The sequence below is a fragment of the Sorangium sp. So ce448 genome, from assembly GCF_051520915.1.
Lineage (GTDB): Bacteria > Myxococcota_A > Polyangia > Polyangiales > Polyangiaceae > Sorangium > Sorangium cellulosum_B.
The window spans coordinates 11,874,805-11,887,071 of record NZ_CP150343.1 but is presented as its reverse complement, the minus strand read 5'-3'; the positions used below and the strand labels follow the sequence as shown (position 1 = coordinate 11,887,071).

General features: G+C 69.1%; 11 protein-coding genes and 2 tRNA genes. 6 read left to right on the top strand and 7 right to left on the bottom strand.

What is annotated here, in order from left to right:
• Nucleotides 1–63: 63 nt before the first annotated feature.
• On the bottom strand, nt 64–477 hold the full coding sequence (locus tag WMF45_RS44805; RefSeq protein WP_437712886.1) for a response regulator: 414 nt from the start codon (nt 475–477) through the stop codon (nt 64–66).
• 345 nt (nt 478–822) lie between these two features.
• Here WMF45_RS44805 and WMF45_RS44800 point away from each other — a divergent pair, with 345 nt between their 5' ends.
• The gene (locus tag WMF45_RS44800) at nt 823–1,485 is read left to right on the top strand and encodes a response regulator (RefSeq protein WP_044970202.1); all 663 of its coding nucleotides are present in this window, start codon (nt 823–825) and stop codon (nt 1,483–1,485) included.
• A 49-nt stretch (nt 1,486–1,534) separates the two neighbouring features.
• Here WMF45_RS44800 and WMF45_RS44795 read toward each other — a convergent pair whose 3' ends face one another.
• Nucleotides 1,535–2,104, bottom strand: a complete 570-nt coding sequence (locus tag WMF45_RS44795; RefSeq protein ID WP_437712884.1) for a pentapeptide repeat-containing protein — start codon at nt 2,102–2,104, stop codon at nt 1,535–1,537.
• Between the two features lie 53 nt (nt 2,105–2,157).
• Here WMF45_RS44795 and WMF45_RS44790 point away from each other — a divergent pair, with 53 nt between their 5' ends.
• On the top strand, nt 2,158–3,051 hold the full coding sequence (locus tag WMF45_RS44790; protein WP_437712882.1) for an alpha/beta fold hydrolase: 894 nt from the start codon (nt 2,158–2,160) through the stop codon (nt 3,049–3,051).
• 79 nt (nt 3,052–3,130) lie between these two features.
• A complete protein-coding gene (gene xth, locus WMF45_RS44785; RefSeq protein ID WP_437712880.1) occupies nt 3,131–3,940 on the top strand; it encodes an exodeoxyribonuclease III in 810 nt (269 codons plus the stop codon).
• Between the two features lie 13 nt (nt 3,941–3,953).
• On the opposite strand, the gene WMF45_RS44780 is transcribed toward xth, so the two are convergent.
• Complete coding sequence (locus WMF45_RS44780; RefSeq protein WP_437712878.1) at nt 3,954–5,012, bottom strand: penicillin-insensitive murein endopeptidase; 1,059 nt, start codon at nt 5,010–5,012, stop codon at nt 3,954–3,956.
• Between the two features lie 371 nt (nt 5,013–5,383).
• On the opposite strand from WMF45_RS44780, the gene WMF45_RS44775 reads away from it, so the two are divergent.
• Both WMF45_RS44775 and WMF45_RS44770 read left to right on the top strand, forming a co-directional pair.
• Nucleotides 5,384–5,457 (top strand) — tRNA-Arg (locus WMF45_RS44775).
• 79 nt (nt 5,458–5,536) lie between these two features.
• A tRNA-Lys gene (locus tag WMF45_RS44770) sits at nt 5,537–5,609 on the top strand.
• Between the two features lie 305 nt (nt 5,610–5,914).
• On the opposite strand, the gene WMF45_RS44765 is transcribed toward WMF45_RS44770, so the two are convergent.
• Nucleotides 5,915–6,862, bottom strand: a complete 948-nt coding sequence (locus tag WMF45_RS44765; RefSeq protein WP_437712876.1) for a hypothetical protein — start codon at nt 6,860–6,862, stop codon at nt 5,915–5,917.
• Entirely contained in the window at nt 6,859–7,767 is a 909-nt protein-coding gene (locus WMF45_RS44760; protein WP_437712874.1) for a PD-(D/E)XK nuclease family protein, read from the bottom strand. Before WMF45_RS44760 ends, WMF45_RS44765 begins: the two co-directional genes overlap by 4 nt.
• Before the next feature lie 502 nt (nt 7,768–8,269).
• Here WMF45_RS44760 and WMF45_RS44755 point away from each other — a divergent pair.
• The gene (locus WMF45_RS44755; protein ID WP_437712872.1) at nt 8,270–9,511 is read left to right on the top strand and encodes an ISL3 family transposase; all 1,242 of its coding nucleotides are present in this window, start codon (nt 8,270–8,272) and stop codon (nt 9,509–9,511) included.
• Between the two features lie 86 nt (nt 9,512–9,597).
• Here WMF45_RS44755 and WMF45_RS44750 read toward each other — a convergent pair whose 3' ends face one another.
• Nucleotides 9,598–10,389 (bottom strand): class I SAM-dependent methyltransferase, encoded by a 792-nt coding sequence (locus tag WMF45_RS44750; protein WP_437712870.1) that lies wholly within the window; start codon nt 10,387–10,389, stop codon nt 9,598–9,600.
• 162 nt (nt 10,390–10,551) lie between these two features.
• Nucleotides 10,552–12,057 (bottom strand): sigma 54-interacting transcriptional regulator, encoded by a 1,506-nt coding sequence (locus WMF45_RS44745; RefSeq protein WP_437712868.1) that lies wholly within the window; start codon nt 12,055–12,057, stop codon nt 10,552–10,554.
• Nucleotides 12,058–12,267 lie beyond the last annotated feature (210 nt).

Below are 12,267 nucleotides of genomic sequence, written 5' to 3'. Positions count from 1 at the left end.
GGGGACGCGAGGAGCGTGCCGCCGCGCCTGTGCGAGCCGGGATCGGGGGGCCGCGCCGGTGCGCTAGCGCTGCACGGCGCCGGTCAGGCGCTCGAGCACGACGAGGAGGCGGTCGACGTCGAAGGGCTTCGCCAGCACGCCGGCCACGGCGCCGCGGATGTTGGGCTCGTTCACGCCGGAGAGCAGGAGGACGGGCACCTCGACGCCCGCGGCGGCGAGCGCGGTGAGGAACTCCTCGCCGGTCATCTCGGGCATCACGTAGTCGAGCAGGACCGCCCGCGGCCGCGCGCCGTGGGCGAGGCGATCGAGCGCTTCCAGCGGCCGCGTGAAGCCCTGAACGCGGTAGCCCTCGTCGGAGAGCAGGTCGAGCAGCGACTCGACGAGCGCGGGGTCGTCATCGACGACGAAGATCTCCGCGGCCGCGCGCGGCGAGGGCGAGGTGGCGGCCGGACCGGGAGCGGGGACCGGCGAGCTCATCGTATTTCCCTGGATCGCTGGCCATTCCGGCGCATGAGGCGCGCCAAGGATACCAGACGGTTGCCGCGACCGCATGCGCAGGCCGCTCTGGGCGCATCGTTGCACCGTCCGTCACGTCCACCGTTGCGCATTCCACGTCGCGCGGATCTCCGTCGAGCTCCGAAACTCGCTCAGGACGGAGTTTTCCTCACCAATTGGGCTTGCCGCCGCGCCGCTGCTTGCAGATCGTTGAGCACCTGATACCCCTGTAAGGTTCCTCCCAGGACGACCCGAGCAGCTTGACTTGAACTGCTCACGGGTATCGAATTGTGGTCTGAAGGACACTCCAATCCCCCTGTGGTCATCATGGCGGAAACCCCTGCTAGCAAGCTGCACATCTATCTGATCGACGATCACCCCGTCGTTCGCGAAGGCTTCGCTCGAGCGCTCTCGGACGAGCCCGACATGGTCGTCGTGGGCCAGGCCGGGACGGCGGCCGATGCCCTGCGCGAGACGGCGAGCTGCAAGCCGGACGTCGTGCTCGTCGATCTCAACATCCCCGACCGGGACGGCATCGAGCTCCTCGGGGCGCTGAGAGCGCAGCTGCCGCAGGCGAAGCTCCTCGTCTTGAGCGGCTATGACGACGAGTTCCGCGTCGCCGAGGCGCTCCGCGCAGGCGCGCAGGGGTATCTCGTGAAGACCTCGAAGCTCGAGGAGGTCATCGAGGGCATCCGCCGGATCGCGACCGGGGGAGCTCCGCTCTCCTCGAGCATCGCGGGGGCCGTGGTGCGCGCGATGCGCAAGCCGGCGAGCGAGGGCTCCGGTGGTCTCGACGCGCTGACGCCGCGCGAGCGCCAGGTCCTGCGGCTGCTCGCGGCCGGCGTGTCGACGCGCGAGACGGCCGCGCGGCTGACGATCAGCCCGAAGACGGTGGAGACCCACCGCGTGCGCATCTACGCGAAGCTCGGGTGCAAGAGCGCGGTCGAGCTGACCCGCATCGCGGTCCGCACCGGGCTCATCGAGGCGTAACCGCCCGCTGTCGCGCGGGGCGCTGCACGCTCGCTCCGCGGGTGGGGCGCTACGGTTTCCGCTCCTTTTTTCTCGGCTTCTTCAGCGGCGCTTCCTTCTCGGTGGCCTTCGGGGCCTGGCTCGCGCGTGCTCGATCCTTCGCCTCCTCGAGCAGGCGATCGATCCGCACGCCGTCGATGGTGAGCCCGTCGATGGCGCAGCCGACGATCTCGACCTCGCGGAGGTCCGACCCCTCGAAGCGAGCGCGGCGCAGGCTCACGTCGGACCAGCGGGTCGCGGCGGCGTCGGCGTTGTCGATGCGCGCGCCGGCGAGCGAGATGTCGTCGAGCGAGGCGCCGGCGAGGGTCGCGTTGTGCAGGCGCGCGTCGTGAAGGTCGACGTCGTCGAGCTCGGCCCCCGCGAGCGAGACGTTGTGCAGGCGCGCGTCGCGCAGGTCGACGTCGTCGAGCTCGGCCTCCGCGAGCGAGGCGTTGTGTAGGCGCGCGTTGCGAAGGTCGACGTCGTCGAAGCTGGCCCCGGCGAGCGCCGCGCCGTGAAACCGCGCGGGCTTCGCCGGCTGGAGGCCCTCGTCTTGCGCGGCGTCCGCGCTCGGCGGCGCGATGGGGGGCTTCTTGGCCATGGGTCCATGCTAGCGCTAGGCGCAGGCCGCGCGCTCGCGCGGTCCGGAGAGCCATGAACGCACACGACGGCTTCGTGCCCCACCACGCCCTCGTCTCCGACCCCTCCGCTGCGCCTGCCCGCTGGATGCTGGTGCTGCACGGCATCTTCGGCTCGGGCGCCAACTGGCGCACCTTCATCCGACGCCTCGCCGAGGCGCAAGCCGCCGGGGGCACGCCTGGCGCAGCCGGCCGGCCGTGGGGGTTCATCCTTGTCGACCTGCGGGCCCACGGCATGTCGCAGAGCCCGCCTGCGCCCCACACGATCGCGGCGGCCGCGGAGGATCTGATCCGGCTGGGCGACCGCCTCGGCCTCGATATCCGCGGCGTGATGGGCCATTCGTTCGGCGGCAAGGTGGCGCTCGCCTACCTCGAGCGCCGGCTGACGGGGATCGAGCGCGCCTTCATCCTCGACGCCGATCCGAGCGCGAGGCCCGCCGGCGAGAGCGGCTCGGAGAGCCCGGGCGTGCTCGCGATGCTCCGCGCGATCCCGCAGCCGATCCCGTCGCGCGAGGCGTTCCTCGAGGCGGTGCACGCCGCCGGGTTCAGCCGCGGCATCGCGGACTGGCTGGCGATGAACGTCCGCCGCGAGGGCGACGGCTTTCGCATCCGGCTCGACCTCGACATCCTGGACGCGCTGCTCAGCGACTATTTCGCCCGCGATCTGTGGCACGTCCTGGAGGACCCGCCGGCGCCGACCGGCCCAAGCGTGCCGGGCGTGGAGCAGCGGCGCATCCATGTCGTCCTCGGCGGCAAGTCCGCGTCGATCTCGCCGGCCTCGCGCGATCGCTTCGAGGCGCTCGCGGCGCGCGCGCCCTGGCTCTCGGTCCACGTCCTGCCGCGCGCCGGCCACTGGCTCCACGTCGACGATCCGGAGGGCCTCTTCGACGTGATCCGGACGGCCTTGTGATCGGGCGCCGTGGACCCCGCCCGCGCCCCTGGACCAGGCTTCCCGCCCGGCTCTTCATCCGCTATCGCCCGGAGGACCTATGCGCATCGCGTCCTGGAACGTGAACTCCATCCGCACGCGGCTCGAGCAGCTCACGAGCTGGCTGGTCCGCGCCGCGCCCGACGTCGTTTGCATGCAGGAGACGAAGGTCGAGGACGGCAGCTTCCCCGAGGCCGCGCTCTCCGAGGTGGGCTATCGCTCGGTCATCTTCGGCCAGAAGTCCTACAACGGGGTCGCGATCGCCACGCGCTTCGGCCTCTCGGTCGACGACGTGAAGAAGGGCCTCGACGGCGATGAGCAGGACGTCGCCCGGCGGATGCTGGCGGCGACGATCGAGGGGATCCGGGTCATCAACGTCTACGTGCCCAACGGCCAGGCGGTGGGCACGCCGGCCTTCGCCTACAAGCTCGCGTGGCTTGCGCGGCTGCGGAGCGAGCTCGAGGCCCGCCACCGTCCGGATCAGCCGATCGTGATCTGCGGCGATTTCAACGTCGCGCCCGAGGTGATCGACGTCGCCGAGCCGAAGAAGTGGGAGGGGCAGGTGCTCTGCCATCCGGACGAGCGGGCCGCGCTGGGACGCCTGATGGAGTGGGGGCTCGTGGACGCGTTCCGTGCCTGCCACCCCGCCAAGGAGGCGTACAGCTGGTGGGACTACCGGATGGGCGCGTTCAGGCGCAACAAGGGCCTCCGCATCGATCTCGCGCTGGTGACGCGCCCGCTCGCGGCGCGGTGCACCGATGTGTCGATCGACACGCGCCCGCGGGAGCTCCAGCGCCCGTCGGATCACGCGCCGGTCGTGGTGGAGATCGCGGACGGCGACGCGCCGGCCGGGGTCGCGCCGGGGGCCTGAGCGCGGGCGGGCGTCAGCGGGAAGGCACGCCGTAGATGTCCGGTTCCGTCGCCGCGGGCGCCGCGGAGGTGAGCGGCTGCTTCGCTTCATCGGCGGCGCACGCGGGGCGGGCCAGCGACTCCTCGATGCAGGCGCCGCGCATCGACGGGGGGCACATCACGCGGATGTGGAAGTGGTCGTTGTGCAGGTCGGCGTCCCTCGGGCTCATCATCGCGGCCGCGGCCCGGGCCCGGAGGTCCGCCGGGACGCGCTTCTTCGCGGCATGGGCGAGCAGCCGCGCCCGCAGCGCGTCGGTCACGAAGAGGTATTTGACGCCCGCCTGCCGATCCTCGAGCAGCGCCTGGACGAGCGCCCAGTTGCGCGCGTCGTCGAACCGCGCGCCGGGGAGGCCGATGGCGTTGCCCTCATCGTCGAACGCCACGAACCGGTCCGTGCGGAGGGTCTTGCCCTTCGAGTTGACGACGTAGAAGCCGACGTCGGCGTCGCGCCCGGTCTGGTGGGAGTTGTGCCCGTCGAGCGCGCCGCCCGTCCTGGCCGAGAGGTCGCCGACGAGCAGCGCGGAGTCGCCGTGCTTCTTGGCCACCTGGAAGGCGGCGCGCCGCAGGGTCTTCACGAGCACGGGCAGCCCCCATGTCCTGGCGCCCTCGCGCGTCTTGAGGTGCCTCGACGATCGGAGCCGCACGGCGCCGGTCAGCCGTCCGCGGTTGGGAGCGCCCTTCGACAGCGGCTTCCGCTCGTCGGCGCTGGCGTCGCCGTCGGTGCCGCCGCGCTCTGCGCGGGACGCGTCGTCTCGCCTCGCCGCGCGCTTCTTGCCGTCGCGCTCCTGGGCCTTCTCCTTGGATCGGGCGCTGCGCGCCGCCCGCGACTCGCCTTCGCCGTCGGCCGAGCTCCGCCGCGCGGCGCGGCGCTTGTTCTGCGGGCTCTTGCCCGGCTGCTGTTCGGCCGCGGCCGGCTGCGCGCCCGCGGCGGGGGCGCCCTGGGCCGGCGCGGCGAGCGAGAGGGCGAGGAGGAGCGCGGCGATGGGGCCTCGCGACGCGAGGCAGCGCCGAGAGAGCGGGCGGAGCAGCGGCATGGCGGAGCGGACCCTACCTTGCGGCGCTGCGGACAGAGAACTTCTTTCACAGCCGGTCGGGCAAGGCCGCAGCCGCGCCTGGAGCAGGAGAGCAGGAGGCAGGCGCCCCGGGCCCGGCGCCGCCGTGTCGGCCCAGGCGCGCCGGGGGAGGGCGTGCCGCTGGCCGTGGCCGCGCCGGGCGCGGCAGGCGCCGTTGGACGACGGTGCGCCTCACGGGGGAGGAGCCCGGATGTCCCCGGCGCGCACGTCCGTCCGGGCTCTGCGGAGTGAGGCGGCCTAAAAATTGCGCATCATGTCGCTACAACGCCTTGACATATCGCCGCCGGTGCGGTTAGAAGCGTTCCGCGAGCCCCGCCGAGGGGCGCGCAGGAGCGCCCGTAGCTCAGCTGGATAGAGCGTCGGACTTCGAATCCGAAAGTCGCCTGTTCGAATCAGGCCGGGCGTGCCGGGCTCAACGGGCGACCCAAGCGTTCCGGCGAGATCCCGGGAGCCCTCTCAGGTTCAGTCGGTTTGACAATTCACTCGGGCCATTAGCTCAATTGGTAGAGCAGTGGACTCTTAATCCATTGGCTGAAGGTTCAAGTCCTTCATGGCCCACCCGAGATGATTGAGGAAGCCAGCCAGCCCGAGAGGCTGGCTGGGACAGCCGGGACAACGGCTGGGACGATCGAAGAAGCCGCAGAAGGCAGATGCTCAAAAGCCCGACGACCCTGGGAGGGTGTCTGGCTTTCGGTGTTTCAGGCCGCACGTCAGGTCGACGTCACTCCGGCGTTCGCAGCGGTGCGTCAGGTCGACGTAACCTCGGCGAACTCGGGGATCGCCTCGTGCAGCGGCTTCAGGGGGCCGAGGTCGAGGCTAGGCGCGAGCCGGCCCAAGTCCTCCGGAGCTGGCGAGCCCGGTGCTCAGGTCGTGCCGGCGTGCTCGTCCGCGAGATCGTAGTAGGCGCGCAGTGCGCCGAGCGCGACCTCCACGATCCGAGCGCGGTCCCCACGCTCGAACGCTTCGCGCGCCGCTGCGGCGTCGAGCAGGGTGCCGCTCGGGCACTTGTCGATGGTCTCGGGTGCCGACTGCAGGCGGGAGCAGAGTGCAGCGTGGAACGCCGTATCCTTCTCGAAGCGTCCCGAGAAGCCGAAGACGACTCGTCCATCAGGCGGGAGCGTCGCGACCCAGGCGTAGTCGTCGTCTGGTTCCGATTGCCATTGCACGTAGCGGCCGCCCGCCCAAGGGTCGTCGAGCAGCTTCGAGGACCACTTGCCGCGGCCGCCTGCGTCAAGTGGTCTCCCGAGCAGCCCGCGAAGGCAGAGCTGCACCCATCCGTACGGGCCGAGCATCGCCTGGACGACTCGAGCGCGGGCGCCTGCGTACGCCGTCACAAGGCTCGCGAGCTTCGAGCGGAGCTGCACGTCATTGGCCGGTACACAGTCGATGCGCAACAGATGACGAGCATCGTCCTGCGCGTCGGGGTGCGCCTCCACGTCGAACATGGATCCCGGCAGAGCGGCGAGCTCGGCGCCGGCCGCCACGGCAAGGGCGGAGGGCCGCGGGACGTCGGCGCCTTTGAAAAGACCGGGTTGAAGATACATGGCGACGCGAAAGAGACCGGCTGGACCGCCGTACGGGCTCGAGGGCCAGACGTCCACGTCGAGCAGCCCGTCGCTCCATTGAGCGCTGGCTTCCATCGACTCCAACTCAAAGTGCTCGGACGAGGGAGGGCCCAGCGGCGCGTCGACGGCGCGTACTACGTCGCACACCGTCGCGCGGAGGAAGTCGAAGTACTGCTTGCGTACGCCCTCCACGACGGAGCATTCACGGTCGTACGTGGCCAAGGCGTCGTTCCACTCGTTCTTCATCGCGGATCTCCGAAGGGGTTCCGAGCGTCGGGGAGGGGCAGCAGGTCAGCGAGGCGCCGGATCAGGCCCAGCGCGAGTCCGCGGCGCGCAATCTGTGCGCGGAGACGCTTTGCCTCACCGAGGCGTGCGGCCGTCGACTGATCGCCGCGAAACGCCTCTGAGACCATGGTGCAGAGCGCACGATCCCATGCAGCAACCTCCTGCGAGCGGGAAGCCTCGTCGATCGCGTCGGCGAGCTCGGCATGAGTCATCACACCGTGCCAGCTTTCAGGTGTCTCGGACGCGTCGGGAGTGAGCAAGTACGCTCGCGCATCAAGATCGCGTGCGGCCGCGAGCTTCTTCAACGCCGTCCTGTAGTCGGAGTACTGACCTTGGCCGCTCTCGCCGCTCTCGACCTTATTCTCGATCAGGAGGACCGCGTGTTCCGTGAGCACGAGCAGATCGGGCTCGCGCATCGAAGCCGCCTCTGGCGGCCACGGCCGCTCTCCACGTACATGAACATCCGCCCCTTGCCGCAGCACGTCGTGCAGCAACGCATCGAAGCGGATGTGCCTCGCCAGCACCTGGAGGACTGCCCGGCCGGCACCATGCTCAGCCGCGGGATCCAGGAGCCAGGCGAGCGCCCGGTTGTACGGCTTCTCGAAGCGGTTCAGTCCCATGACGCGGAAGAGCGGCGGTGCGACGCCGACCTTCGCGTAGGTGTCAAGCTGTCGTTCCAGCTCGTCGAGTAGCTCGCGCCCCCTCTGCTCTATCGTGCGTAGTCCCACGCTCGCGATGCGGCCGAGCACTGCCACTTGTACGCCGACTCCGCTGCGATGCACGTCCCGCCACGCGCCCGCGATGGCATCAACGGCGCGCGCGCCACGCTCTATCTCCGCGGCGCTCGACTCGGACGGCGCTCCCATGCCGGATCGATAGAGCAGGCGCCGCAGACGTGTCAACCGCGATGGAGATGGGCAACCCGTAGCGAAGGCGCGCATGCGATCCCTGTGCGTTGATTCTCGCCCGCGCCCTGAAGAAGATGTACCGCGGAGGGCCGATGACGAGCTACGCGTACCGGGCGACAACGGAGGGGGCCAGCAGGGAGCACACGGTCCGGATCCTGATGGGTCATGACTTCCTGTGGCGCAGCGCCTTCAAGGATACGAAGCCGCGAAGTAGCGGCGGGGTTCCTCCCCTGAATGGTTGCCCCCAAAGGATTGATCCGGGGAACGACGAGCTATTCGTCTACTTTTCCGGCTCTCCGAGATGTTTGGTGGATGCGCGGCGGCGTGACCTCGCCCTGGCGCCCGCGGCGTTGCAGGCGGCCCCGGCTCAGGAGGGGCACGGTGCGATTGGGGATGGAACGCGCACAGCCGACGGGCTACCTCGGGGGTTACCACACCAACCCATGGAGCCCGATCGGCCGTGCGCGCCACCACTTTGCTCAACAATGTCCTCGGAATCAAGTTCACTCGCGTCACTGGCGCGCAATTCACGGCGGACGGGCTGGTCTGCGACGTCGAGCCGACCACGGAGATCCCTCGCTGCGGAGGGTGCGGTCACCAGGTGAGGAAGGTGTACGACCAGCGGAAACCGCGTCGCTGGCGTCACCTCGACCTCGCTGGCATGTCGCTGGAGCTCCAGTACTCGCCGCGGCGGCTGTGTTGCTCGCGGTGCGGAGTGACCACCGAGATGGTGCCTTGGGCCGACCCGATGAGCTGGTTCACGCACGCTTTCGAGGAGTCGGTCGGGTACCTGGCGCAGATGGCCTCGAAGACCGTCGTTTCGGCGATGATGCGCGTCGCGTGGGCGACGGTCGGCGCGATCATCGGTCGCGTGGTCGAGCGACGGCTGCCCCACGACATCCTCGACGGGCTCACGCACATCGGCGTCGACGAGCTCTCCTACAGGAAACACCACAAGTACGTGACCATCGTGGTCGACCACGTCACCGGGCGCGTGGTCTGGGCGCGAGAGGGGAAGAACGCCGACACGCTCCGGACCTTCTTCCAAGAGCTCGGCTCGGAGCGGTGCGCGCTCCTCCAGGCGGTCACCATCGACATGTCGAACGCGTACATCTCGGCGGTCTCGGAGTCGGCGACGAACGCGCAGATCATCTTCGACCGCTTTCATGTCCAGCGGCTGGTTCATGACGCGCTCGACGAAGTACGCCGTGCAGAGGTGAGAACGATCGAAGATCCAGAAGAGCGCAGCGCGCTGAAGCACACCCGATTCGCGCTGCAGAAAAACCCTTGGAACCTGACTGGAATCGAGCGAGCGAAGCTGACCGAACTGCCGAAGGCGAATGCGACGCTCTACCGCGCCTATTTGCTCAAGGAGTCGTTCGCTGCCATTCTCGATCGGCGTCAACCGAATGTCGCACTGGCGAAGCTCGAAGAGTGGATATCGTGGGCGACGCGCTCGGGCCTCAAGCCCTTCGCCAAAGCGGCGCGAACAATTGGTCGCCATCTCGATGGCATCGTCGCCTACGTCGCAAGCGGGCTGTCGAACGCACGCTCGGAAGGCACCAATGGCAAGGTGCGCACCATTACGCGACGGTCGTACGGCCTTCACGGCGCCTCCTCCCTCATCGCGCTGATTCACCTCTGCTGTTCAGGTCTCGCACTGCAACCGGTTCACACCTGGCCACGCATCCACCAAACCTAAAGGAGAGCCGGAAGAACTCGCGGACGCTGAGTCCATGTAGCGAGCCCGGTCTTCGTTCGTATCGGTCGATCGCGCGTCGCGCCCGCTCACTTGCGCGCGGCGACCAGGACGCACTCCTGGATGTTGACGAGCCGGCTCACGAGGAAGGACGCCCAGAAGCGCTCCGCGGCCGAGAGCGCTTGGCTTCCGTTCGCCTGCGAATCGGCCTCGGGGGCGCGCCCGCGGAAGAAGTCGAACGTCCCCGCGACCGCCGCGGCCAGCGCGTAAATCTGCTGGCTGCTCGAGACGTCGATCGCGACCGACTCCGGCGAGAAGCCTGCGGCGCCGTACGCGCGGCGGTACTCGTCGACGGAGCTCACCTGATTCTCCGGCGGAAAGACCTCGGGGTCCAAGCCGTGGCCCGTCCGGAACAGGATGTCGGACATCACGAGGACGCCATTCGGCCTCAGCATCCTGTGCGCCTCGGCGAGGAACCGCGCGCGGCTCTGGAAGTGGAACGCCGATTCGACGCAGAGGATCGCGTCGAAGGATTCGTTCGGGAAATCGGGCTTCGCCGCGTCCATCACGCGGAGATCGCAGGTGACGCCTCGCTCGCGCGCGATCCGAACCTGGTTGGGGTCGATGTTGATTCCGACGACGTTCTCCGCGCCGTAGCGCTCTTCGAGCCGCTTCGTTGAGATGCCCTTTCCGAACGCGACGTCGAGGACTCTCCCTCGCTCCGGGAGCTTCGCGAGCAGCGTGCCGACGAGGTGGTGGCACGCCTCGGCGGCGCTCTTCGTGGCACCCGTCCAGAGGCCGTAATTCACGTAACCACCCGTGAATTTGTCGTACACGGGATCGCTCATGGCGAGGCTGTAGGCTTCTTGAATTTTGCTCATTTGAATTCTCCAGATCGTGGAACGGTGATGGGGCGGACGGGACGGCAATGAGGACCCGTGTGAAGCGCCTCGTGGCTCGCGACGCGGGACCCGCGGCCCCACGCCCCAGCGGACCTCCAGTTCGAGCTCTCGAGAGTTACCCGTCGCGGGTGCCCTCCGCGCTCACATCAGACCTCTTCGCCCCCCGCGCGGGCGCGGTAAGTCATACTGAAGGATCCGCGAGACGAGCGTCGTTCGGGAGATCCCGAGCATCTTCGCAGCGCGCGACTGATTGCCGGCGCATCGTTGCAAGGCGTCGGCGATCACATCGCGCTCCGCCGGCGCTCCCGAGGCGAACGACGAGGGCACCTCCGCCGGTGGCGTGTCCGAGCCGGCATGCGGGATCGTTTGGCTCCTGGCGAGCGGGTCCTCCGCCGCCACCTTGAACGTGCCGTGATCGACCTTGGACCTCGCTCCGACGGGTAGGTGCTGCAGCGTCAGGACGCCGTCGTCACCACACAGCACGAAGGCGCGCTCCGCGAGGTTGCGGAGCTCGCGGATGTTTCCGGGCCACGGGTAGACATGCATGAACTCCCGGACCTCGCGCGAGAGGGCAGGTGGCTCGCATCCGGCGTCCTTCGCGGCGCGGCGGAGGAACGTGAGCATGAGGGGCTCGATCTCGGAGTGTCGCTCGCGGAGGGGCGGCAGCTCCAGCGACACGCCGTTGAACCGGTAATAGAGGTCGGACCGGAACGTGCCGCGCTCAGCTTCCTGGCGCAGATCCCGGTTCGTCGCCACCACGAACCGGACGTCGATCGGCCTCGAATGGACGCCACCGACGCGCCTCACCGTCCGGTCCTCGATGACGCGGAGGAGCTTCGCCTGGAGCGACAGCGGCATCTCGCCGACCTCGTCGAAGAACACGGTCCCGCCGGAGGCGGCTTCGAGCAGGCCCGGCTTGGCTTGAACCGCCCCCGAGAAAGACCCCTTCTCGTAACCAAAGAGCTCGCTCTCGAGCAGGCTCTCGGTGAAAGCCGCGCAGTTGAGGCGCAGCATGGGACGAGCGCGGCGCAGCGAGTGACGGTGGATCGTCTCTGCCAGGATCTCCTTACCCGTGCCGGTCTCGCCGAGGATGAGCACGCTGGTGTCCCTCGCAGCGAAGCGCCGGGCGAGGTCGTAGATCTCCTTCATCGCGCCATCGCGGATGATGACGCTTTCGTCCAGGAGCGACTCGGAGGGGAGCGCGTCCTCAAGGCACCGGGGCGCGCTGGACCGGCGGTTGGCCGCACCGACGCCGGCCGCGGCGTCGACCAGCACCAACGTGGTGGATCCGGCTTTGAAGCTATCTCCGATCGCGAGCTGGCAGCGCTCCCCGGGCGCGAGCCTCCGGCCTCGCACGCTCGTGCCGTTCTTGCTCCCCGCATCCTCGACGAAGACGGCCTCGCCGATCTTGACGATCGCGTGGATGCGCGACATCGACGGGTCGCGGATCTGGAGACGCGCCTCGTTGCCTCGACCCAGGCTCACGGCGCCTTCGCTGGGAAGGCGATGCGTCGCGGAGCCGCCCGGACTTATTGCGTATAGAGTCAGCGCGTCCGGACGTCCGCCTTGCTTCGTGACCGGCGATTGCTCGTCCCACGTCTCCAAAAAGTGCGTCTCGTCGAGAGCGTTGCCTGCCGAATTCGTCATCTTAGCTCCACAGCCATCGCCGAACGCCTCTCGGCCGCACGCTTCACGTGTTCCGGCGAGGGGGCCTAGGACGTCTATCCCGGCCGACCTCGACACGCCCAGGGGCTGAGCCCCTCCGCGCGCAGCTGACGCAGGATGCGAGACGCCTCGACGACGAGCTCACGGTCGATGATTCGAGAACCGATCCGTCCGCCTGCAGGAAGGAGCAGA

Coding starts and splice junctions, on each gene's coding strand:
- WMF45_RS44795 (WP_437712884.1), bottom strand. CDS start 2,104: ATGGCCAAGAAGCCCCCCATCGCGCCGCCGAGCGCGGACGCCGCGCAA.
- WMF45_RS44780 (WP_437712878.1), bottom strand. CDS start 5,012: ATGCCGCTGCTCCGCCCGCTCTCTCGGCGCTGCCTCGCGTCGCGAGGC.
- WMF45_RS44800 (WP_044970202.1), top strand. CDS start 823: ATGGCGGAAACCCCTGCTAGCAAGCTGCACATCTATCTGATCGACGAT.
- WMF45_RS44745 (WP_437712868.1), bottom strand. CDS start 12,057: ATGACGAATTCGGCAGGCAACGCTCTCGACGAGACGCACTTTTTGGAG.
- WMF45_RS44765 (WP_437712876.1), bottom strand. CDS start 6,862: ATGAAGAACGAGTGGAACGACGCCTTGGCCACGTACGACCGTGAATGC.
- WMF45_RS44805 (WP_437712886.1), bottom strand. CDS start 477: ATGAGCTCGCCGGTCCCCGCTCCCGGTCCGGCCGCCACCTCGCCCTCG.
- WMF45_RS44760 (WP_437712874.1), bottom strand. CDS start 7,767: ATGGGAGCGCCGTCCGAGTCGAGCGCCGCGGAGATAGAGCGTGGCGCG.
- WMF45_RS44790 (WP_437712882.1), top strand. CDS start 2,158: ATGAACGCACACGACGGCTTCGTGCCCCACCACGCCCTCGTCTCCGAC.
- WMF45_RS44750 (WP_437712870.1), bottom strand. CDS start 10,389: ATGAGCAAAATTCAAGAAGCCTACAGCCTCGCCATGAGCGATCCCGTG.
- xth (WP_437712880.1), top strand. CDS start 3,131: ATGCGCATCGCGTCCTGGAACGTGAACTCCATCCGCACGCGGCTCGAG.